A 21496-nucleotide genomic window follows, 5' to 3' on the forward strand; every position below is an offset into this window, starting at 1 on the left:
TGACGGACGGAAGGAGCACTGCGTGCGTCTCCTGGTCAAGGGTCCGGTCGGACCGCTCACCGGGACACTCGACATTCCGGTCTCCAAATATCACGCTCACCGGGCCCTGATCCTCGCCTCGCTCGCGCCGGGGACCAGCCGCATCCACGGCCTTTCGGAGGCGGGCCACGTCCGGCACACCATCCGGGCGCTCCGGCAGCTCGGCACGTCCATCGAGGTCGACGGGGACACGTTCGTGGTGGAGGGCGGGCAGTACCGCCCGGTGCGCGAGCGGGTGACGGTCGGCAGTTCCGGCACCACTCTCTACTTCCTGACGCCGCTGGTCTCCCTGGCGGCCGCGCCCGTCACGATCGTGGGGCAGAAGTACTTCCAGCGCAGGCCGATCCGGCCGCTGCTCGAGGCGCTCGCCGCACTGGGTGTGCGCCTCGACGCGCCCACCGGCAGCCCGCCCATCTCGGTCGTCCCGCACCGTCCGGCCGGAGGCAGGGTCGCCATCCCCGGCGCCCTGTCGCAGTGGATCTCGGGCCTGCTGCTCGTCGCGCCGTTCGCGTCCGGCCCCAGCCTCATCGAGGTCACCGGCCCGTTCAACGAGCGTTCGTACGTCGACCTCACCATCGCGATGATGCGGCGTTTCGGCCTGGTCGTGGACGTCGGCGCGGACGGCCGCAGCTTCTCCGTCGAGCCGGGGCAGCGGCCGCACCCGGCGACGGTGTGCCTTCCACCGGACATCGGCGCCGCCGCGTTCGGGCTCGCGGCCACCGCGCTGCACCCGTCTGACGTGCTGTTCCGCGGTCTGCCCGCGGTCGGCGCGGCGCGGACCGATCACCCCGAGGCCGACCTGCTGACCGTCCTGGCCGGGATGGGCGTGCCGCTCGACCCCGATCCCGCCACCGGCTTCGTCCGGGTGCGCCACGACGGCCTGCGGCTGTCCCCGGTGTCGGTCGACTGCCGCGTGGTCCCGGACATGCTGCCGGTGCTGAGCGTGCTCGCGAGCCAGGCCGGCGGGACGTCCGTCCTGGACAACGTCGCGCACGTGCGGCTCAAGGAGTCCGACAGGGTCTCCGCGATGCTGCAGCTCAACCGCATGGGCGCGCGGCTGGAGCTGCGCGGGGAGCGGCTGCTCTGCCACGGCGCCGGCGACTTCGCCCCCGCCGACCTGTCGTCCTTCAACGACCACCGGGTGCTGATGGCGCTGGCGGTCGCCGCCTCGCGTGCCGACGGCGAGAGCCGGCTGACCTACCCGAACGCCTACCAGATCTCGTATCCGCGCTTCCTCGACGAGATGAACTCGATCGGCATGTCCATGTCGGTGGAGACGACGGTCCGGCCCGCACGACGCGGGACGGACAGGGCCGATGCGGCGGGCACGGCGGGCACGGCGCGTCCCGCCGGCACGGCCCCGGCGATCGAGCCGGGCAGGCTGGCGGCCACCACGCTCGGCGCGTACGTGCGCCGCTGGGCGCGGCGGCGGCCGGACGACACGGCGATGGTCGAGGTGGCCTCGCCGGGCCGCCCCGAACAGGTCGTCACCTGGAGAGAGCTCGACGAGCGCGCGGACGCCGCCGCGTCGCTGCTGCTCCGGCTGGGCGTCGCGCCCGGCGAGCCGGTGGCCTGGCAGCTGCCGAACTGGACGGAGTTCACCGTGCTTTCGGTGGCGGCGGCCCGGATCGGCGCGATCGCCTGCCCGCTCATGCCGATCTTCCGCGAACGCGAGATGGCCTTCATGCTGGGCCGTTCCCGCGCGCGGGTGGTCGTCGTGCCCGACCGGTTCCGCGGGCGTGAGCACGCCGCCGAGCTGGCCGGGCTGCTCGCCGGGCCGGACGCCCCGCCGGTCGAGCACGTCCTCGTGGTCGGCGGCGACCGGGCGCTTCCGCCGGAGGCGCCGGGTGACGCGAGGGCGCGCTGGCACCGCTTCGAGGAGGCGGTGGCCGGGCAGCCGGTGGACCGCTCCGCCCTCGACGCGCGCCGGCCGGAGCCGGGCGCCCTCGCCCAGCTGCTGTTCACCTCGGGCACCTCGGGGGAGCCCAAGGGCGTGCTGCACCGGATGGACGTGCTGACCAGGGCCGCGGCGATGGAGGTGCGGCACCTGGGCCTCACCCCCGGCGACCGGATCTTCGTTCCGTCTCCGATGGCCCACCAGACCGGGTTCCTCTATGGCATGTGGCTGGCCCTGACGCTCGGCGTGCCGCACGTCGTGCAGCCGGTGTGGGACGGCCGCGCCGCGCTCGGCGCGCTGCGCCGATGGGGCTGCACCTTCGTCCAGGCGGCCACGCCGTTCCTGTCGGACCTGCTGAACGCCGTCGAGGAGACGGGCCTGACACCCGAGTCGCTGCGCGTCTTCGTGGCCACCGGGACGGCCGTGCCGCGCGCGCTCGCGGAGCGGGCGACCCGCACGCTGGGTGCCGCGGTGTGCGGCGCATGGGGCACCACCGAGACCGGCCTCGGCACCCTGGCCGCGCCCGGCGACGAGCCGGGACTGGTTTGGGGCACCGACGGGCGCGCCCTCACCGGCGTCCGCATCCGGGTGACCGACGACGCGGGGAACGTCCTCGGCCCCGACCAGGAGGGCAACTTCGAGATCACCAGCAGGTGCCTCTTCGAGGGCTACCTGGACCATCCGGAGTGGACCGAGGCCGCGATCACCCCCGACGGCTGGTACCGCAGCGGCGACCTCGCGGTGATCGACCAGGCGGGGTTCGTCCGGATCACCGGCCGGGTCAAGGACGTGATCAACCGTGGCGGCGAGAAGGTGCCGGTCGCGGAGATCGAGCAGCTGCTGCACACCCACCCCGCCGTCGCGGACGTCGCGATCGTCGCCATGCCCGACGACCGGCTGGGCGAGCGCGCGTGCGCGTACGTGGTGGCGGCGGGGCCGATCGACCTGACGGAGGTACGCGGCTTCCTCGATGCCCGCCGGGTGGCCAAGCACTACTGGCCGGAGCGGCTGGAGGTCGTCGACCGGCTGCCCCGCAACCCGGCAGGCAAGGTGCAGAAGTTCGTGCTCCGCGAGTGGGTACGGCGATCGATCGACAGCGAGGGACGAGGGTGATGACGGCCGACGAGGCGCAGTTAGGGGCATTGCTCGAGGAGGTCGAGGCGTTCGTCCGCGGCCCCGGTGAGAAGTACGCGGCGGAGATCGAGCGCACCCGCGCGGTGCCCGAACGGCTGTGGGAGGACCTGCGCGACCGCGGCTACCTGCGGCTGGCCGCGCCGCAGGAGTACGGCGGACGGGGCATCCCGTTCTCCCGCTACCTCGAGGTCCTCGAACTGGTCTCGATGTCGCACGCCTCGGTACGGATGATCGTGCACGTGTGCAACGGCGTGTGGCGGTCCATGGACCGGTTCGCCACCGACGAGCAGCGCAAGAAGTTCGTGCTGCCCCAGGTCGCCGGTGACATCAGGGTCGCGTTCACGCTGACGGAGCCGACCGCGGGCACCGGGGCCGACCTGCGCAGCAGCGTGACCCGCGAAGGGGACACCTACCTCCTGTCCGGGGAGAAGCACCTGATCACCTTCGGGGTGAGCTGCGACTACTGGCTGCTGTTCGCCCGCCTGGAGGGCACCGCGGGGCGGGACGGCACGGTCGCCCTCCTGGTGGACCGGCACGCGCCCGGCGTCACCGTGGAGGCCATGCCCGGCACCATGGGCGTTCGCGGCACCGACCACGCCCGGCTGCTCTTCGACCGCACCCCGGTGCCGGTGGCCAACCGGCTCGGCGACGAGGGCCGCGGCCTGGAGGTCGCCCTGGGCGGCTTCCTCACCCCCAGCCGCATCGCGGTCGCCATGACCTGCGTCGGGCTCGCCCGGCGGGCCCAGGAGCTCGCCACCGAGCACGCCCGGACCCGGCGCACCTTCGGCAAGCCGCTGGCCTCGCGGCAGGCGATCGCGTTCGCGCTCGCCGAGAACGCGGCCGACCTGGAGGCCGCCCGCCAGCTCACCCTCTACGCGGCGCGCCGCTGGGAGCTGGGCGACGAGCGGGCGGCGGCGCTGTCGTCAATGGCGAAGCTGACCGCGGTCGACATGCTCACCCGGGTCACCGACAAGGCGCTGCAGGTGCACGGCGGCATCGGCTACTGGGAGTCGAGCCCGATCGAACGGGTCTACCGCGACGCGAGGGCGCAGCGGTTCGAGGAGGGCACCAACGAGATCCAGAAGACGGTGATCGCGCGGGACGTGCTGGGGGCCGGACGATGACGGGATATCAGGGCAAGGTCGCGGTGATCACGGGCAGTTCGCGCGGCATCGGGCGGTCGCTCGCGCTGACGCTGGCCGCGGGCGGCGCCTCGATCGTGGTGAACTACAAGAAGAACGCCGACCTCGCCGAGCGGACGTGCAAGGACGTCGAGCAGGCCGGTGGCACGGCGATCGCCGTACGGGCCGACGTCGAGCAGCCGGAGGAGATCGACGCGCTGTTCGAGGCCGTGGGCGACGCCTTCGGCCGGGTCGACTTCTTCGTCTGCAACGCGGCGGCCAGTTCGTTCAAGAACATCGAGGATCTGCGGCGGCACCACCTGGACCGCTCGTACGCGATGAACGTGCGGGCCTTCGTGCTCGGCGCCCAGCACGCCGTGCGCCTGATGACGGACGGCGGCCGGATCGTCGCCCTGTCCAGCTACGGCAGCATCCGGGCCTATCCCACCTACGCCAACCTGGGGGCCGCCAAGGCGGCCATCGAGGCGTGGGTGCGGTACATGGCGGTGGAGTTCGCGCACAAGGGCGTCAACGTCAACGCGGTGAACGGCGGCATCATCGAGTCGGACTCCTCGGCCTTCTTCTACGACGTCCCCGGCATGGCGCCGCTGTCGCGGGTGCTGCCGAAGATCCCCAAGGCCCGGATGGGGACCGTCCAGGAGGTCGCCGACGTGGTCGCGTTCCTGCTGTCGCCCGCCTCGGAGTACGTCACGGGGCAGACGATCGTCGTCGACGGCGGCCTGTCGGTGGTCGCGCCGCCGTTCGCCGAGGACCTGACGCCGCCGCTGGCGTGGCATGGCTGACCTCGGCCGCGTCTTCGCCGCCGGCCGGATCGGCGGTCTGGAGCTCCCGCACCGGATCGTCATGGGCGCCATGCACCTGGGCCTGGAGTCGCGCGACGACGAGGGCGCGAGCCTGGCCGCGTTCTACGCGGAACGGGCCAGAGGCGGCGCCGGGCTCATGGTCACCGGCGGAGCGGCGGTGAACGCGGCCGGCGCGGGCGGCCCCGGATACGGGGTCCTGACCGACGCCGGGTACCGGTCCCGGCTGCGGCGGGTCGCGGAGGAGGCGCACGCCGCCGGCGGGCTGGTCGCGCTGCAGCTCTTCCACGCCGGCCGGTACGCGCCGCCCTCGGCGTCCGGCCGGCCGCCGGTCGCGCCGTCCGCCGTCTACAGCCGGTTCTCCCGCTGCGAGCCGGTCGCCCTGACCTCGGCGCAGATCGCCGACACCGTCGGCGACTTCGCCAGGGGAGCCGAGTACGCCCGCGACCTCGGGTTCGACGCGGTGGAGATCATGGGCTCGGAGGGGTACCTGATCGACCAGTTCCTCTCCCCGCTGACCAACCTCCGCGACGACGCCTGGGGCGGAGACGCCGGGCGGCGCGGGCGGTTCGGCGCGGAGGTGACGCGGGCGGTCCGGGCGGCGGCCGGGCCCGGCTACCCGGTCATCGTCCGGTTCTCCGGCCTCGACCTCATGGAGGGCGGCACCGGCTGGGACGAGGCCCTCGCGTTCGCCCGGGCCCTGGCCGCCGCGGGAGCCGACGCGCTGAACGTCGGCGTCGGCTGGCACGAGTCCGCGGTGCCCACCGTCCAGGCCGTCGTGCCGCCGGGGACGTGGGTGCGGTACGCCGAGGGGGTGAAGGCGGCGGTCGGCGAGCTGCCGGTGATCGCCGGAAACCGGGTGACCCGGATCGGGCAGGCCGCCGAGATCCTCGCGTCCACCTCCCTCGACTTCGTCTCCATGGCGCGGCCGTTCCTCGCGGACCCGCGGATCGTCGCGAAGGCCCGTGGCGGCGGCGCGGTCAACGTCTGCATCGGGTGCAACCAGGCCTGCGTCGACCGCTCGCTCGCCGACCGCGAGGTGTCGTGCCTGGTGAACCCCCGCGCGGGGCGGGAGCGCGCCACGCGTGCCGTACGGACCGCCGCGCCGCGCCGCGTCGCGGTCGTCGGGGGCGGGCCGGCCGGCCTGCAGGCCGCGCAGCGGCTGGCGGTCCGCGGCCACCGCGTGGACCTGTACGAGGCGGGCGACGCGCTCGGCGGCCAGTTCCGCCTGGCCGCCCGGGTGCCCGGCAAGTCCGACTACGGCGAGACCGTCGCCTACTTCGCCGCCGAGCTGGCCCGCCACGGTGTGCGCGTCCACCTCGGCCGGGCGATCGGGCCCGCCGACCTCGATCTGCTGCGCTCGTACGACGGGGCGATCGTCGCCACCGGGGTGCGGCCGCGGCGGGTGGACATCCCCGGCGCCGATCTGCCCAACGTGCTGACCTACCCCGAGGCGTTCGCCGACGGGGCCATGAAAGGACGCGTCGTGATCATCGGCGGCGGCGGCGTCGCGGCCGACCTCGCCCATCTGGCGAGCCGCGGCGACAGCCCCCTCGGCGACGCCGAACGATTCCTGCGGGAGCACGGCCTGGCGGCGGGCGCGGTGCCGGTCACCGGGCGCGTCCCGGTCACCGTGCTGCACCGCGGCGCGCGGCTCGCCGGACGCGTGGGCCGGTCGACCCGCTGGGCGGTGCTCGCCGAGCTGCGCCGCCAGGGCGTGCGGGTCGTGCCCGCCATCCGGTGCCGGCGGATCTCGCCTGAGGGCGTGCACATCTGCGGCGCCGATGTCTCCGGCGCGGAGGGCGGTGACCGTGTGATCGAGGCGGACACCGTCGTGATCGCCGCCGGTCAGATCGCCGACGACGTCGTCCCCGCCCTCGTCCGGCGGGCCGGGGTGTGGCACCGCGTCGCCGGCGGCGCGCGCGACGCCGGCGGGCTGGACGCCGTACGGGCCTTCGCCGAGGGGTTCGCCGCCGCGGAGGAGGCCGCGACCGAGATCGCGGGGGAGATCGTGGACGGGATCGATGAGGAGGGACCCGGGGCGCGAGGCGGCGCCGGTCCCGCGAGTGTGGGAGGGCCGGCCGATGGCTGACAGACACCCGAGCCGCGACGTCGTGATCACCGGCATCGGCGCCGTCACGCCGGTCGGCGTCGGCCGGGACGTCACCTGGCGCAACCTCCTCGCCGGGCGGTCCGGCGTCGGCCCGGTCACCGCGTTCGACGCCGCCGGGCTGCCGACCAGGATCGCGGCCGAGGTGAAGGGCTTCGATCCCGCCGCCTTCCTCGACGCCAAGCGGATCCGCCGGTCCGCGCGTTTCTCGCAGTTCGCGATCGCGGCGGCGCGCGAGGCGGTCGCCGACGCGAAGTTCGAGGTCGACGCCGGCAACGCCGCGCGGGTCGGCGTGGTGGTGAACGCGGCGGTGGCCGGGTTCGACACGGTCGAGGCAGCGACCCGGGGACTGCTGACCGCGCCGGAGCCCCTCGCGCCGAGTAGCTACTTCGTCCCCTCGTCGCTGACCAACATGCCGGCCTGTGAGATAGCGATCGACCTCGGGGCGCACGGCCCGGTCAACGCCAGCGCCCTTGCCTGCGCGAGCGGCCTGTACGCGCTGCTCGACGCCCGGAGGCTCATCCTCGCGGGCGAGGCCGACGTGGTGGTCTGCGGGGGCACCGACGCCGCGATCACCCCCGTGATGTTCGCCGGCCTGGTGAGCATGGGCGCGATGTCCGAGCGCAACGACGACCCCGAGGGCGCGAGCAGGCCGTTCTCCGCCGACCGCGACGGGTTCGTGTTCGGCGAGGGGGCCGTGGTCCTCGTCCTGGAGTCCGCGGAGCACGCCGCACGGCGCGGTGTCATCCCGTACGCGACCGTCGCCGGTGGGGCGCTGACCTGCGACGCTTTCCACGTCAGCGCACCCGGCCCGGGGGCCGAGCACGCGGCGGCCGCGATCAGGCAGGCCCACGAGAGGGCCGGGGTGCGGCCCGCCGACGTCGACTACGTCTGCGCGCACGGCACCTCCACGGCGGCGAACGACCGGGCCGAAACGCGGGCGATCCGCGAAGCCCTCGGCCCGGCCGCCGATCACGTCGCCGTCAGCAGCCCGAAGTCGATGGTCGGCCACCTGATCGGGGCGGCGGGCTCGCTCGGCGCGATGGTGTGCGCCATGGCGATTCGTGACGGCGTCGTGCCGCCCACCGTCAACCTGAACATCCCGGATCCGGAATGCGATCTGGACTATGTTCCGCATGACGCCCGGCGGATGCCGGTGCGTGTCGCGTCCACCAACGCGTTCGGGTTCGGCGGGCAGAATTGTGTGGCGGTGTTCACCGCCGCGGACGGATCCGATTGAGCCGGCGATTGTCAGGAGGAAACATATGAGGGCCGAATTTCAGTTTCACCCCGCCGAGCGTCCCCTTCCGGACGACGAAAGGGAGAAAATTCTCGCCGACCCCGGATTCGGCCGGCACTTCACCGACCACATGGCGTCCGCCACCTGGACGCCGGACGCGGGCTGGCACGATCTCCGGGTGGCCGCGCTCGCGCCCGTCACGCTGCACCCCGCGGCGGCCGTGCTGCACTACGCGCAGGAGATCTTCGAAGGGGTGAAGGCGTTCCGGCACGCCGACGGGAGCGTCTGGCTGTTCCGGCCCGAGCTGAACGCGCGGCGGTTCGCGCACTCGGCCCGGCGGCTGGCGCTTCCCGTGCTCGACGAGGAGTTGTTCGTGGAGAGCGTCACGGCCCTGGTGCGGGCCGACCGCTCGTGGGTGCCTCCGTACGACGGAGAGCGCAGCCTCTACGTCCGGCCGTACATGTTCGGTTCCGAGGCGTTCCTCGGCGTGCGCCCCGCGGCCGAGGTCAGGTACGGCGTGATCGCCTCTCCGGCGGCGGCGTACTTCGCGGCGGGAAGCGGCGGCGTCACGCTCTGGGTGAGCGAGAACTACACGCGGGCGGCCAGGGGCGGCACGGGCGCGGCGAAGTGCGGCGGCAACTACGCCTCAAGCCTCGCCGCGCAGGTCGAGGCCGCCGAGCACGGCTGCGACCAGGTGCTCTACCTCAGCGGCGACGAACACCGCCACCTGGAGGAGTCGGGCACCATGAACTTGTTCCTCGTCACCGCCGACCGGGAGGTGGTCACGCCGTGCCTCGGCACCATCCTCGACGGCGTGACCAGGACGAGCGTGCTCGACCTGGCGGTCGAGCACGGGCTCAAAGCGGTGGAGCGGCAGGTCGGCATCGACGAGCTGCGGGCCGGCTGCGCGGACGGCTCCATCGTCGAGATGTTCGCGGCGGGGACCGCGGCGGTCATCACGCCCATCGTCGGGTTCAAGGGCAACGGCTACGAGCAGGTGGTGGCCGACGGGAGGCCCGGCGCCGCGACGCTCGACATCCGCCGGCACATCGTGGACATCCAGTACGGCCGGGCCGCGGACACGCACAACTGGCTGCGCCGGGTGGCCTGAGATGCCTCCCACGTCGCCCCGGCCCACGCGCGTCGCCGTGGTGGGCGCGGGCATCCGCGCCCCCGGCGGCGTCACCGACACCGAGTCGTACTGGGCGGCCGTCGTGGGCGCGCGCGTCCTGACCGGCGACATGCCGGCGGACCGTCGGGACGCCTTCGGCGCGGAGTGGGACGACCTGGTCACCCGGGGCGGCTACCTGGACCGGCCGTTCGACTTCGACGCCCGGTTCTTCGACATGTCGCCGCGCGAGGCCCGCACGGCCGACCCGCAGCACCGGCTGCTGCTCGAAGTCGTCTGGGAGGCGTTCGAGGACGCCGCGATCCCGCCGCACACGGTGGCCGAGTCGGCCGGGGTCTTCGTGGGCGTCACGGGCCAGGACTACCGGCGCTGGCTGCCGGCGGAGCCCAACTCCTACACCACCGTGGGAAACGGGCACAGCTTCTCGGCCGGGCGGATCGCGCACGCCCTGGGGTTACAGGGGCCGGCGTTCGCGCTGGACACGGCGTGCTCGTCGTCGCTCGTGGCGGTCCACACCGCCTGCCGGGCGCTCGCCGCGGGAGACTGCGACGTCGCCGTCGCGTCGGGGGTCAACCTGATCCTGTCGCCGCACACCACGCGGGAGGTCGGCAAGACCGGGGCGCTGTCGCCGGACGGCAGCTCACGGCCGTTCGACGCCGCGGCGAACGGCTTCGTCCGCGGCGAGGCGTGCGGGGCTGTGATTTTGAAGCGCCTGGACGACGCGCTCCGCGACCGCGACCGGATCCGGGCCGTGATCGACGGCAGCGCCATCAACCAGGACGGGCGTTCGGCCACCTTCACCGCGCCCAACGTGGAGGCCCAGACCAGGCTCATCGCGTCGCTGCTCGCGGCTACGGGCCTGACCGGGGCGGACATCGGCTACCACGAGGCCCACGGCACGGGCACGCCGCTCGGCGACCCGATCGAGATGGCGGCCATCACGGCCGCCCTCCGCCCGGGCCCGGACGGCGGAGCCGGTGACCGCACCCTCTACGTCGGCTCGGTCAAGGCGAACGTCGGCCACACGGAGTCGGCCGCGGGCGTGCTGGGGCTCATCAAGGCCCTGCTCTGCCTGGAGCGGCGGGTGATCCCCCCGCAGGCCGGCTTCGCCGTGCTCAACCCCAGGATCGACCTGTCCGGCACCGGTGTCGTCATCCCGGCCGCGCCGCGCGTGTGGGGGGCCGAGGCGGGCGACCGCGCGTCCGTCTGCTCGTACGGCATGAGCGGGACCAACGCCTACGCCGTGCTGTCCGCCGCGCCTCCGGCGGAACCGGCCGCGGGCCCGGCGCCTGGGTTCATGGTCTCCGCCCGCACCCCGGCCGCCCTGGAGGAACTCGCCGGGCGCTACCGGAAGCACCTCGCCGAGCTCGGCGAGCCGGGATATCCGGCGTTCGCGTACACCGCCACGCACGGCCGCACGCGCCAGCGCCGTACGGCGTGGGTCGAGGCGGGCGGCGTGGCGTCCGCCCGCGAGGCGGCGGACGCGCTGGCCGGCGGCCGCGAGCACCCCCGGGTCCGGTTCCTGGGCGAGTCGGAGCCGCTGCCCTGGGAGACGTCCGGCGCCGTCCGGAACGTCGCCACTGTGCCGGCGTACCCCTGGCAGCACGTCACCCACGTGGCCGACGTCAAGGAGAGACGATGATTGCGACCCCGCGGTTGAACGGCGCCGGTGTGCGTTCCGGCGAGACGGGCCCCCCGATCGATCACCCGGTCACGCAGCCCCGCCTGTCGCTGGAGGAGGTGCGGGAGCTCCTCGAGGAGTTCCTGCCCGGCTCCGGCCTGTGGGTCAGGGAGGTGTCCCCGCGCCGCGTGGTGGTGACGGCCGGGCCCGACGGGCTGGAGACCAGGCCGGGCGGCACGCTCTCCGGACCGGCGATCTTCAAGGCGCTCGACCTGTCCGCGTTCCTGGCGGTCAACGCCTACGCGGGCCGGGTGGTGACAGGAGTGCTCACGCACGGCAGCGTGAACCTGCTGGAGGCCGCCGAGCCGGGCCCGCTGGAGGTGGTGATCCAGGTGGCCAAGCTGGGACGCCGGATGGCGGTCACCAACGGCTGGGTCAGCGACGTGGACGGACGGTTGATCGCCGTCGGCACCATGCAGTTCGCGCTGCCCTCCCGCCAGGTGCGGAGCCTTCCGGCCGGTCCCGGAGCCGGCCCGGTCTGAGAGCCGGCCCGCGGATCACACGGGCGGGGACGCGCCGCGCGGTCAGCGGGCGTCGCCCCGCCCGCCCGGCCCGCCCGGCGGACGCGCCAGCCTCTCCCGGCACCAGCGCGCGGCCTCGTCGACGGCGGCCCCCGCCTCGGCGAGGGACTCCAGGAAGAACTGCCAGTTGTGGATCATCGCGGGCCACTCGCGCAGCTCGCAGTCGACGCCGTCGGCGCGCAGCCGCGCGGTCAGGAGCGCCGCGTCGCCGTGCAGCGCCTCGTCCGTGCCCACCTGGACGAGCGCCGGCGGCAGCCCCGGCAGATCGCCGAGGACGGGGGACACGTGCGGGTCGGTCACCGGGAGCGGCCCGCGGTAGGCGTCCGCGCAGCGCCCCAGCTCGTCGGAGGTCACGGCCGGGTCGAGACGGCCGGCCCGCGAGAGGGTGGGCGTGAGCAGCCGCAGGTCCACCCAGGGCGAGGTGAGCACCAGCCCGCGCGGCGCCGCGTCCGTCCCGCGCAGGGCGCGCGCCGCGGACAGGGCGATCCCGCCGCCCGCCGAGCACCCCGCCAGCACCACCCCGCCGGACGCGCCGTCGGCGGCGCGGAGCGCGGCGGAGACCGCGACGACGACCGCCGTGACGTCGTCGATCGCCGCGGGGGCGGGATGCTCGGGAGCCAGCCGGTAGCGCGGCAGGACGACGTCGCACCCGGACGACTCGGCGAGCCGTACGGCGAGCGGGAGGCACAGCTCCGGCGAACCGGTGACGAAACCGCCGCCGTGCGCGAACACGATGACGCCGGGCCCGCCGGTCGTGCCCCGCCGGACGCGGAGCGTCCCGACACCGCCGCAGGTCTCCGCGACGGCCGGTATGAGGGCCCGGCGGCGGGCCGCGACGAGGGCCTCGCGGCGGCGGATGTCCTCGAACGAGCCGCGCCGCTCGTGGGCCAGCCGGAGCGCGCGCCGCATCTGGTCGACCACCAGGGGAGCGCTCCCGCCGGAACTCACGACAGGCGCTCGGTCGCCAGCCGCTGGACGTCCGGCCGTACGATCTTGCCGAGCGGGGTGCGGGGGAAGGCGTCGGCGCCCAGGTCCGCCAGCGGGACGAACCTGCGCGGCACCTTGAAGGTGCTGACGAACTTCAGCAGCGTCGCGCGCCAATCGTCGGCTCTGGCCGTCGCCCCGGGCAGCAGCGTGTAGACGAGCACGAGCTCGACCCCCGTCACCGGGTGCGGCAGGGCCACCAGGACGGCGTCCTCAACGCCTTCGAGGTGGGGCACGACGCCCTCGACCTCGGCGGGGTACATGTTCTCGCCGTTGACGATGACCATGCTGTCGAGCCTGTCGACGATGGACAGCTCCCCGTTCTCGTCCAGCTGCCCCAGGTCGCCGGTGTGGATCCAGCCGTTCCTGAGCCGCCGCTCGGTGAGCTCGGGGGCGTCCTCGTAGCGGGTGAACATGTTGTCGCCCCGCAGGAGGACCTCGCCGTTCTGCCCGGCCGGCCGGTCGCTCCCGTCCTCCGCGACGACGCGGACCTCGCTGCAGTCGATGGGCAGCCCGGCGGTGCGGCGGTCGCCCGGCTCCCGGCGTGGCTCGACGGTGGTGACGGACGCCATCTCGGTCATGCCGTACACCTGATGGACGGGGATGCCGAAGGTGCCCTCGAAACGGTGGATCAGCTCGGGGCTGAGCGGGGAGCCGCCGGCGAGCACGCCCTTGAGGCGCCGGGAGACCGGGCGTTCCGGCCGCTCGGCCAGATGGGCCAGGTAGGCGTTGACCACCAGCGTCCAGGTGGGCTCGAACCGGTCCACATACCCCCAGAACCGGGCCAGGCCCGCCTCCGAGCGGACGCAGACGGTCCGGCCGCCGCTCCACAGCGGGGTCAGCGTCGGGAACATCTGCCCGCCCGCGTGGAACATCGGGTTCACGTTGAGGATCAGATCGTCCTCGTCCGCGCCGGCCCAGCGCGCCATCGAGGCCGATCCGGACAGCAGGCTCCGGTGCGACAGCACGACGCCCTTGGGCGTGCCCGTGGAGCCGGAGGTGTAGACGATCGTGGCGTCCTCGGTCCCGTCGCCCCCGGCCGGGGGCAGCGGTCCGGCGCAGGCCGCGCCGCGGGACAGGACGTCCGACAGCAGCGCCTGCTCGTCGTCGGCGGACAGCCAGGCCCAGCGGCCCTCCAGCTTCGCGGCCGACGGCGCGCGGCCGAGCACGAGCCCCGGCCGTGCGTGGGCGAGGAGCACGTCCAGCTCGGCCGCACCGGCCTTCGGGTTCAGTGGGACGATCACGCGTTGCGCGGCGACGACGCCGAGGAACAGCAGCGCGGCGAGCGACGAGTTGGGCGCGACGACGGCGACGCGCCCCCCGCGCGGCACACCGTGCTCGTCGAGCAGGGCCGCGCACCCCTTCGCGAAGGTCAGGATGTCCGCGAAGGTGAGGACGCGGCCCTCCGGCTCGGCGGGCATCAGGTACGGCCGGTCGCCGTACGCGCCCGCGGCGCCCGTGACCAGGCCGGCGATGTTCGTGGCGGTGAGCGAGCCCCACTCCGGAGCGGAGTCAGGCCGTGCCATCGGACCCCTCGGCCGCCCCGGCGGACTCGATCGACTTGCGGACGACCAGGCAGAGCTGGCGCACCGTCGGGGTGTCGAACACGGCGTCGACGACGTCGACGCCGAAGGCGAGCTCGATCCGCGTCACGATCTCGACGGCGGCCAGGGAGTCCATCCCGGCCTCCATCAGGTCGTCGTCGGGGCCGAGATCCGAACGGTTCAGAACCTCCGCGCAGATGGTTGTCACTCGTGATTCCACGTCGGCAACGCTCACTGAAGAAGGCCTCCGTTCATTCGAACCGGCTCATTCGACCGGCGGCCCCGCCCATGCCATCGGTCCTCACTTCGGTTCGGCGGCGACAATGTATCTGTAAATCAGGTCAGATGTCTAGAGGAAATGGTGTATGCCGAAATATCGGTAAATAAAGGGGCCGGGTCGCGCTGAGGCGCGGCGCGGCGTCGCTCGCGTCGCCTGATGAATAGCGTAAAAGGCGATAGAAAGCCGGGAAATGGACTTCCGTAATGACAGGCGCCGAAGCGGGCGACGGCTCGCCGCCGTTCGCGCGAGGCCGCGGTGCTGTCAGCGCACGGGGAGGCCGGTGACGGCGCGGGCGATGATGAGGCGCTGGATCTCGCTGGTGCCCTCGAAGATGGTGTAGATCTTGGCGTCCCGGTGGAAGCGCTCGACCGGGTGCTCGCGGGTGTAACCGGCGCCGCCGAGGATCTGGACGGCCTGCTCGGTCACCCACACCGCCGTCTCGCCGGCCACGAGCTTGCTCATGGAGCCCTCGGCCCGGTCGAACGGACGGCCCTGGCGGGCCATCCACGCGGCTCGCCAGGTCATCAGCCGCGCCATGTCGACCCTGGTGGCCATGTCGGCCAGCAGGAAGGCGACGGCCTGGTTCTCGCCGATCCTCCGGCCGAACTGCTCGCGTTCCCGGGCGTAGTCGCGGGCGTACTCGTACGCGGCCCTGGCGACGCCGACGGCCATCGCGGCCACGGCCGGGCGGGTGGCCTCGAAGGTGCGCATGGCGGCCTGGCCGCCGCCGTGGGCGCCCGACCTGACCCGGGCCAGCCGCTCCTCCAGCCGGTCCCGGCCGCCCAGCAGGCACCGGCCAGGCACCCGTACGTCGTCGAGGACGACCTCGGCGGTGTGCGAGGCCCGGATGCCGTGTTTCCTGAACTTCTGTCCCTGTGAGAGCCCGCGGGTGCCGGGCGGGACGACGAACGACGCCTGGCCCCGGCTGCCCAGAGCGGGGTCGACGGACGCGACGATCACGTGGACGTCGGCGATGCCGCCGTTGGTCGCCCACGTCTTTACCCCGTTGAGCACCCACTCGTCCGCCGCCTCGTCGTAGACGGCCCGCGTCCTGATCGCGCCGATGTCGCTCCCGGCGTCCGGCTCCGAGGCGCAGAACGCCCCGAGCCTCACGTCGTCCGGCGTGCCGAACATGAGCGGGAGCCATTCACCCATCTGCTCCGGCGTGCCGTTCTTGGCGACCGCCGCGGCGGCGAGCCCGGTCGCGACGATGGACAGGCCGATGCCCGCGTCCCCCCAGAACAGCTCCTCGAACGCGACCGGCAGCCCCAGCCCCGACTCCTCGAACCACTGTTGTGCGAAGAAGTCCAGGGAGTAGAGCCCGATCTTGGCGGCCTCCTGGATGACGGGCCACGGGGTCTCCTCCCGTTCGTCCCATTCCGCGCCGGCCGGACGGATCACGTCCCTGGCGAACTCGTGCACCCAGTCGCGCACCTCGCGGACGTCGTCGCTCACCTCGGGACAGAAGGTCATCTTCCCGCTCCCCTCTCAGCTGTTACCAACGGTAACAGAAGACGATCTCCGTCGCCGGGCGAGCTCCGGCCCGGCAGTCCCGGCGGGGCCGGGAGCCGCGTGGGAGAGGCACGCAGTGTTCGGCTGCTATTCACCCGGCTGCTCCAAGAGATCCCCAATGTCGATCTAATCTGACATCGCTTCGTAAACCCCCCGAAGAAGGATGGTCATGGTCTTTTCTGCTGGAAAGACGCATTCCCGGCGAAAGTTCCTCGCGATCGCCTCCGTGCTGGGCGTCGCGGCCACGGCCAGCGGCGTGGCCGCGACCGGGGCGGACGCCGCCTCCCTGCCGCGGCCCGACCACGTGGTCGTGGTGGTCTTCGAGAACCACGCCTACTCGCAGGTCATCGGCAGCTCCAGCGCCCCGTACATCAACTCCCTGCGTACGGGCGGCGCCAACCTCAGTCAGTTCTACGCCGAGACGCACCCGAGCCAGCCCAACTACTACGCGATGTTCTCGGGCAAGACCCAGGGCATCACGAACGACAGCTGCGTCAAGATCGGGTTCAGCTCCGCCGCCAACCTCGGCTCCGAGCTGATCGCCGCCGGGCAGACGTGGGGCAGCTACAACGAGGGCCTGCCCAGCCAGGGGTCCACGGTGTGCACCAGCAGCGGCACCAAGTACGCGCAGAAGCACAACCCGTGGTTCGGCTTCGCCAACGTGCCGGCGTCCACGGCGTACACGATGGCGCAGTTCCCCACGAACTTCGCGACGCTGCCGAAGGTCTCCTTCGTGGTGCCGAACCTCTGCAACGACATGCACGACTGCTCGGTCTCGACCGGCGACACCTGGGTGAAGAACAATCTCGGCGCCTACGCGACCTGGGCGAAGTCGAACAACAGCCTGCTCGTCCTCACCTTCGACGAGGACAACAGCCTGAGCGGCAACCGCATCGCGACCGTCGTGTACGGCGCGCACGTCACCGCGGGCAGCAGTTCGAGCACCACCTACAACCACTACAACCTGCTCCGGACGCTGGAGGACCTGGCCGGCCTGACGACCCACGCGGGCAACGCGGCCTCCGCCTCGGACATCACCGGAATCTGGAGCTGACCGACTTCGAGCCGGCCCGGTGAGGGAGCGGCGGACGGGGCCGACGGGAAGCCGACGGGAAACCCATGGGAGGCGCGGTGGCATCGCGGGCTCGACTGCTCACGCTGTCGGCGGCAGCGGCGGCAGTGGTGGCGCTGACCGTGGCGGGCGCCGCCTCGGTCTGGCACGGCGGCGGCCGGGCGGGGGACCGGGACCAGGGGGAGCGGCCCGGCGGCCCCGGCGTCGTCGCCGGGACGGTCACCCTCGCCGGCCACAAGCAGATGATCTTCCGGAACATGACCTGGGGGCCGTTCCGCGACGACCTGGTGTCCGTCGACGCCGCGGACCCCGGTGGGCGGCGCGTCGCGGCGCCGGTGCGCTGCCTGCGGTTCCACGCGGCCGCCGGCGCCGGGGTCTGCCTCCGCGGAGCGGACGACGCGGTGGGGGAGAGCTACGTCGCGTCGATCCTCGACACGGGGCTGAAGACGCTGCGCGAGTTCCCCCTCGCGGGCGTCCCGTCGCGGGCGCGGATGTCGCCGTCCGGTCACCTGGCGGCCTGGACGGTCTTCGTGGGCGGCGACGCCTACGCGAGCAGCGCGTTCTCCACGCGGACCTCGATCGTCGACACGCGGACGTGGACGCTGACGCCGAACCTGGAGTCGTACCGAGTGATCAAGGACGGGCGGACCTACCGCGCGCCCGACGTCAACGTCTGGGGCGTCACCTTCGCCGACGACCGCCGCTTCTACGCCACCGTCGCCACGAAGGGGCGGACGTACCTCGTGCGCGGGGACGTCGCCGCGCGCACGCTGACGACGGTCCGTCCCAATGTGGAGTGCCCGTCGCTGTCACCGGACGGCACCCGGCTGGTGTTCAAGAAGCGCGTGGCGGGCCTCAGTCCCGACGCGCCCTGGCGGCTGTACGCGCTCGACCTGCGGACCATGCGGGAGACGCCGCTCGCCGAATCGCGCAGCGTCGACGACCAGGTGGTTTGGGCGGACGGCGACAGGGTGCTGTACGGCCTGGCCGGCGACTTCGGCGACGACCTGTGGTCGGTCCCCGCGGACGGGACGGGTGCGCCGGCGCGGGTGGCGCTCGCCGCCCTTAACCCGGCCTTCGTCGGCTGAGGCGAGTGAGCTCTGCGGCAATCCTCAGGGAACGGTCACCCAAGCCACATCAACCACCCAATACCCTAGATTCATGGCAAATCGGGGGTTCAATCGGGCTGGGGCGGGCCGGGGGCTCGTAAGCCTGCTGGGAGTGGCGGTCGTCGCGGGACTGCTGGTGGCGGGGATATGCCTGCCGGCGGTCGGCGGTGCGGGCCTGGGCGTCAAGACCGCGTCTGACGTGCTGGATCTCAAGCCAGAGGACCTGAAGGAACCACCGCTGCCCGAGAAGACGACGGTGCTCGACGCCAACGGGCACCAGATCGCCCAGTTCTACGACCAGTACCGGGAGAGCGTCCCGCTCGACCAGGTCGCGGACGTGATGAAGACGGCGATCATCTCGATCGAGGACGACCGGTTCTACCAGCACGGGCCGATCGACATCGAGGGCACGGTGCGCGCCCTCGCCCGGAACATCACCTCCGGCGGGGTGGCCCAGGGTGGTTCGAGCATCACCCAGCAGTACGTCAAGCAGGTCCTGTACAACATGGCGCCGACCGAGGCCGACAAGGAGAAGGCGCTGGCGCCCAGCTACACCCGCAAGCTCAACGAGCTGCGGTACGCGATGGGCATGGAGAAGAAGTACACCAAGGACGAGATCCTGGGGAAGTACCTCAACATCGCCTACTTCGGCGCCGGGGCCAACGGCGTGCAGGCCGCGGCCAAGCGCTTCTTCGGGGTCACCGCGGCGAACCTGAACCTCGTCCAGGCCGCCACGCTGGCGGCCGCGGTGCGGCTGCCCAACTCGACCGACCCCTCGACCGGACGCTCGGCCCGCCAGCGGCTGGTCTCCCGGCGGAATGTCGTGCTGGACCGGATGGCCGAACTCGGCAAGATCACCAAGGCGCAGGCGACCGAGGCGAAGGCCCGGCCCCTCGGTTACAAGGGCGTTCCGCTGCCGGGCGGGTGCGAGGCGAGCCGCTATCCGTACTTCTGCATGTACGTGAAGTCCGACATCCTGACCAACCCCGTCTTCCGCGCCTTCGGCAAGACGCCGCAGGCCCGCGACCGCTTCCTCAAGCAGGGCGGCCTGACGATCAAGACCACGATCGACCCGAAGATGCAGGCCGCGGCCGACAAGGCCATCCGCGACCGGGTCTTCCCGACGGACAACCCCGTCGCGTCCGAGGCCCTCGTCCAGCCGGGCACCGGGCAGATCAAGGCGCTGGCGACCAGCAGGAAGTACGGCGTCGCCAAGCACGAGATCTCCTACAACCTGCCGGCCAACGCCGCGCACGGCGGCGGTACCGGGTTCCAGGCGGGCTCGACGTTCAAGGTGTTCACGCTGCTCACCGCGCTCAAGCAGGGCATGAAGATCAACGATGGGCTGAGCGCGCCCGCGGTCTACCACGCCCCTTCCGCCGGCGCGTTCCGGAACTGCGCGGATCAGCCCATCGGCGATCCCAGTCATCCCGTCCTCAACGACGAGGGATCCGGCGGGTTCAAGACGCTGCAGACGGGCACCTGGGAGTCGGTCAACACCTTCTTCCTCATGCTCGAACAGAAGGTCGGCCTCTGCAACGTCGTCAAGACGGCCGAGTCGCTGGGCATCAAGCGGGCGGACGGGAAGCCGCTCCAGCAGTTCGAGACCTTCACGCTCGGAATCAACGAGATGGACCCGGTGACCGTGGCCGCGGCCTACGCCGCGATCGGCGCCCGCGGCTCCTACTGCCCGCCGCAGGCGATCACCTCCATCACCGACCGGAACGGCAAGACGACCACCTACCAGCCGAAGTGCAGTCAGGCTCTCGAACCGGCCGTCGCCGACGCGGCCGCGCACATCCTGAAGGGCGTCCTCGGCCCCAGCGGGACGATGGCCGCGGTGGGCGGCATCGGGCGTGACGCCGCGGGCAAGACCGGCACGAGCGACGACTACGCCACCGCCTGGTTCGCCGGCTTCACCCCGGATCTCGCCGGCGCGGTCAGCCTGGGCGACCCCCGCGGCGCGTCGGCTCACCGGCTGTCCGGCGTGACCATCGGCGGCCACTACTACTCCGCCGTCTTCGGAGCCGACATCTCCGGCCGGATCTGGAAGTACACCATGATCGCGGCGCTGAAGGGGACCAAGGCGACGTCGTTCCCGCCGATCGACACCGCCCGCTTCGGCGGCTGCGGCAGCTCCTGCCAGCCCGTACGGACCACGCCCGACTTCGGCCCGAACGACGGGTTCGGCGGCCCTGGCGGCGGCGCGGGCGGCGGCGCGGGCGGCGGGCGGCAGGGCCCCGGCGGTGGGCCGGGCGGCGGCGCAGGCGGTCCCGGCGGGGCTGGTCCCGGTGGCGGCGGGGGTGGTCATCACGGCGGAGCCGGTCCCCAGGCGGGGCCCAACGGCTGATCCGCTACGCCGTCACTCGATGGTTCGGGCCGGGCCTGGCGAATGGTGCCTCACCGCGTGCCGTCGGTTTTCGCCAGACCCGTCCTCGGACCGGTCGTCCCGCCACTGACCACTCTCGCCCACGGATGTTTCACCGGCGCGCCCGGCCGGTGACATCTGTGTCAACTGTCGAGGGGACCGCGGCGGCGCCTGCGCCGGACCGGCTCCGGCGATGCCGGGTGCTCCTCGGCGAGCCGGCTCAGATAGACCGTGCGGGTGTGTTCGGTGTGGGCGCGCATGATCGTCGCGGCCTGGCCGGCGTCGCCGTCCGCGATCGCGTCGATCAACGCGGCGTGCTCCTCCCAGGAGGACCGGCCGCGGCGGGCGGCCACCGGGGTGTAATACCAGCGGACCCGGCGGGACACCTGCGCGGCGAGGTCTCCCAGCACCGCGTTGCGGGACAGCTCCGTGACGGCGGCGTGCAGCTCGGAGTTGAGCGCGACCGTCGTGTCGATGTCGCCGGCCTCGGTCGCCGCCATGCCGCGGGCGCACAGGGCGCGGAGCCGCTCCACTTCCTCCGCGGTCGCGTGCCGCGCCGCGAGCCGGGCCGACTCCGTCTCGAGCAGCGCCCGGACCGCCAGGAGCTGGTCGGCCTCCTCCGCGGTGGGGGAGTGGACGAACGCGCCCTGACCGGGATGAAGGTCAACCCATCCCTCGCCGCTCAGCAGCTGGAGCGCCTCGCGGACGGGCTGCCGGGAGACGCCCAGCAGTGCCGCCAGCTCGCTCTCGACGAGATGCTGACCGCGCGTGAGCTGCCCGGAGATGATGAGCTCGAGGAGAGCCTCGAAGACGCTCTCTCTCAACGGGATCGGCCGGGGAATCTTCATCGCTCCGCCGGAGTGCGATGGCATCGTGCTGGAACTCTCCCGCCCGTCGTGACTGCCTACAGTATACGGAGCGTGTGACGTCCCTA

16 protein-coding genes are annotated in these 21496 nt (G+C 72.9%); 11 read left to right on the forward strand and 5 right to left on the reverse strand.

The features are described from left to right. Window positions 1–22: 22 nt before the first annotated feature. From JOL79_RS07995 to JOL79_RS08030, 8 genes are read left to right on the forward strand one after another with little or no spacing between them, the layout of a single operon-like run. Window positions 23–3049, forward strand: a complete 3027-nt coding sequence (locus tag JOL79_RS07995; RefSeq protein WP_210155031.1) for a carboxyvinyltransferase — start codon at window positions 23–25, stop codon at window positions 3047–3049. Beyond that, a complete protein-coding gene (locus JOL79_RS08000; RefSeq protein ID WP_210155032.1) occupies window positions 3049–4194 on the forward strand; it encodes an acyl-CoA dehydrogenase family protein in 1146 nt (381 codons plus the stop codon). The genes JOL79_RS07995 and JOL79_RS08000 overlap by 1 nt, the downstream gene beginning before the upstream one ends. Next, complete coding sequence (locus tag JOL79_RS08005) at window positions 4191–4994, forward strand: SDR family oxidoreductase (protein ID WP_210155033.1); 804 nt, start codon at window positions 4191–4193, stop codon at window positions 4992–4994. Before JOL79_RS08000 ends, JOL79_RS08005 begins: the two co-directional genes overlap by 4 nt. Then, the gene (locus JOL79_RS08010) at window positions 4987–7104 is read left to right on the forward strand and encodes an oxidoreductase (protein WP_210155034.1); all 2118 of its coding nucleotides are present in this window, start codon (window positions 4987–4989) and stop codon (window positions 7102–7104) included. The genes JOL79_RS08005 and JOL79_RS08010 overlap by 8 nt, the downstream gene beginning before the upstream one ends. Beyond that, the gene (locus tag JOL79_RS08015) at window positions 7097–8362 is read left to right on the forward strand and encodes a beta-ketoacyl-[acyl-carrier-protein] synthase family protein (RefSeq protein ID WP_210155035.1); all 1266 of its coding nucleotides are present in this window, start codon (window positions 7097–7099) and stop codon (window positions 8360–8362) included. The genes JOL79_RS08010 and JOL79_RS08015 overlap by 8 nt, the downstream gene beginning before the upstream one ends. Window positions 8363–8387: 25 nt before the next feature. Next, a complete protein-coding gene (locus tag JOL79_RS08020; protein ID WP_210155036.1) occupies window positions 8388–9473 on the forward strand; it encodes a branched-chain amino acid aminotransferase in 1086 nt (361 codons plus the stop codon). A gap of 1 nt (window position 9474) precedes the next feature. Further along, on the forward strand, window positions 9475–11133 hold the full coding sequence (locus JOL79_RS08025) for a beta-ketoacyl [acyl carrier protein] synthase domain-containing protein (RefSeq protein WP_210155037.1): 1659 nt from the start codon (window positions 9475–9477) through the stop codon (window positions 11131–11133). Continuing rightward, entirely contained in the window at window positions 11130–11654 is a 525-nt protein-coding gene (locus JOL79_RS08030) for a PaaI family thioesterase (protein WP_210155038.1), read from the forward strand. The genes JOL79_RS08025 and JOL79_RS08030 overlap by 4 nt, the downstream gene beginning before the upstream one ends. A gap of 42 nt (window positions 11655–11696) precedes the next feature. Here the strand turns inward: JOL79_RS08030 and JOL79_RS08035 are convergent, their stop codons facing one another. From JOL79_RS08035 to JOL79_RS08050, 4 genes are all read right to left on the reverse strand, one after another. After that, entirely contained in the window at window positions 11697–12641 is a 945-nt protein-coding gene (locus JOL79_RS08035) for an alpha/beta hydrolase (protein ID WP_210155039.1), read from the reverse strand. Next, complete coding sequence (locus JOL79_RS08040; RefSeq protein ID WP_210155040.1) at window positions 12638–14203, reverse strand: class I adenylate-forming enzyme family protein; 1566 nt, start codon at window positions 14201–14203, stop codon at window positions 12638–12640. The genes JOL79_RS08035 and JOL79_RS08040 overlap by 4 nt, the downstream gene beginning before the upstream one ends. Beyond that, complete coding sequence (locus JOL79_RS08045; protein WP_210155041.1) at window positions 14190–14429, reverse strand: acyl carrier protein; 240 nt, start codon at window positions 14427–14429, stop codon at window positions 14190–14192. Before JOL79_RS08045 ends, JOL79_RS08040 begins: the two co-directional genes overlap by 14 nt. A gap of 333 nt (window positions 14430–14762) precedes the next feature. Next, window positions 14763–15974 (reverse strand): acyl-CoA dehydrogenase family protein, encoded by a 1212-nt coding sequence (locus tag JOL79_RS08050; RefSeq protein WP_210155042.1) that lies wholly within the window; start codon window positions 15972–15974, stop codon window positions 14763–14765. Between the two features lie 208 nt (window positions 15975–16182). On the opposite strand from JOL79_RS08050, the gene JOL79_RS08055 reads away from it, so the two are divergent. The 3 genes from JOL79_RS08055 to JOL79_RS08065 all read left to right on the forward strand — a co-directional run bounded on the left by JOL79_RS08055 (window position 16183) and on the right by JOL79_RS08065 (window position 20544). Next, window positions 16183–17067, forward strand: coding sequence for an alkaline phosphatase family protein (locus JOL79_RS08055; RefSeq protein WP_210155043.1), 885 nt, complete (start codon window positions 16183–16185; stop codon window positions 17065–17067). Between the two features lie 77 nt (window positions 17068–17144). After that, a complete protein-coding gene (locus JOL79_RS08060) occupies window positions 17145–18173 on the forward strand; it encodes a TolB family protein (RefSeq protein WP_210155044.1) in 1029 nt (342 codons plus the stop codon). A gap of 73 nt (window positions 18174–18246) precedes the next feature. Then, window positions 18247–20544, forward strand: coding sequence for a transglycosylase domain-containing protein (locus tag JOL79_RS08065; RefSeq protein ID WP_210155045.1), 2298 nt, complete (start codon window positions 18247–18249; stop codon window positions 20542–20544). A gap of 161 nt (window positions 20545–20705) precedes the next feature. On the opposite strand, the gene JOL79_RS08070 is transcribed toward JOL79_RS08065, so the two are convergent. After that, entirely contained in the window at window positions 20706–21410 is a 705-nt protein-coding gene (locus JOL79_RS08070) for a GntR family transcriptional regulator (protein WP_230984409.1), read from the reverse strand. Window positions 21411–21496: the final 86 nt, after the last annotated feature.

Origin of the sequence: Microbispora oryzae (assembly GCF_017896165.1) — a bacterium.
GTDB lineage: Bacteria > Actinomycetota > Actinomycetes > Streptosporangiales > Streptosporangiaceae > Microbispora > Microbispora oryzae.

Coding starts and splice junctions, on each gene's coding strand:
- JOL79_RS08000 (WP_210155032.1), top strand. CDS start 3,049: ATGACGGCCGACGAGGCGCAGTTAGGGGCATTGCTCGAGGAGGTCGAG.
- JOL79_RS08005 (WP_210155033.1), top strand. CDS start 4,191: ATGACGGGATATCAGGGCAAGGTCGCGGTGATCACGGGCAGTTCGCGC.
- JOL79_RS08010 (WP_210155034.1), top strand. CDS start 4,987: ATGGCTGACCTCGGCCGCGTCTTCGCCGCCGGCCGGATCGGCGGTCTG.
- JOL79_RS08015 (WP_210155035.1), top strand. CDS start 7,097: ATGGCTGACAGACACCCGAGCCGCGACGTCGTGATCACCGGCATCGGC.
- JOL79_RS08020 (WP_210155036.1), top strand. CDS start 8,388: ATGAGGGCCGAATTTCAGTTTCACCCCGCCGAGCGTCCCCTTCCGGAC.
- JOL79_RS08025 (WP_210155037.1), top strand. CDS start 9,475: ATGCCTCCCACGTCGCCCCGGCCCACGCGCGTCGCCGTGGTGGGCGCG.
- JOL79_RS08030 (WP_210155038.1), top strand. CDS start 11,130: ATGATTGCGACCCCGCGGTTGAACGGCGCCGGTGTGCGTTCCGGCGAG.
- JOL79_RS08040 (WP_210155040.1), bottom strand. CDS start 14,203: ATGGCACGGCCTGACTCCGCTCCGGAGTGGGGCTCGCTCACCGCCACG.
- JOL79_RS08050 (WP_210155042.1), bottom strand. CDS start 15,974: ATGACCTTCTGTCCCGAGGTGAGCGACGACGTCCGCGAGGTGCGCGAC.
- JOL79_RS08055 (WP_210155043.1), top strand. CDS start 16,183: ATGGTCTTTTCTGCTGGAAAGACGCATTCCCGGCGAAAGTTCCTCGCG.
- JOL79_RS08065 (WP_210155045.1), top strand. CDS start 18,247: ATGGCAAATCGGGGGTTCAATCGGGCTGGGGCGGGCCGGGGGCTCGTA.
- JOL79_RS08070 (WP_230984409.1), bottom strand. CDS start 21,410: ATGAAGATTCCCCGGCCGATCCCGTTGAGAGAGAGCGTCTTCGAGGCT.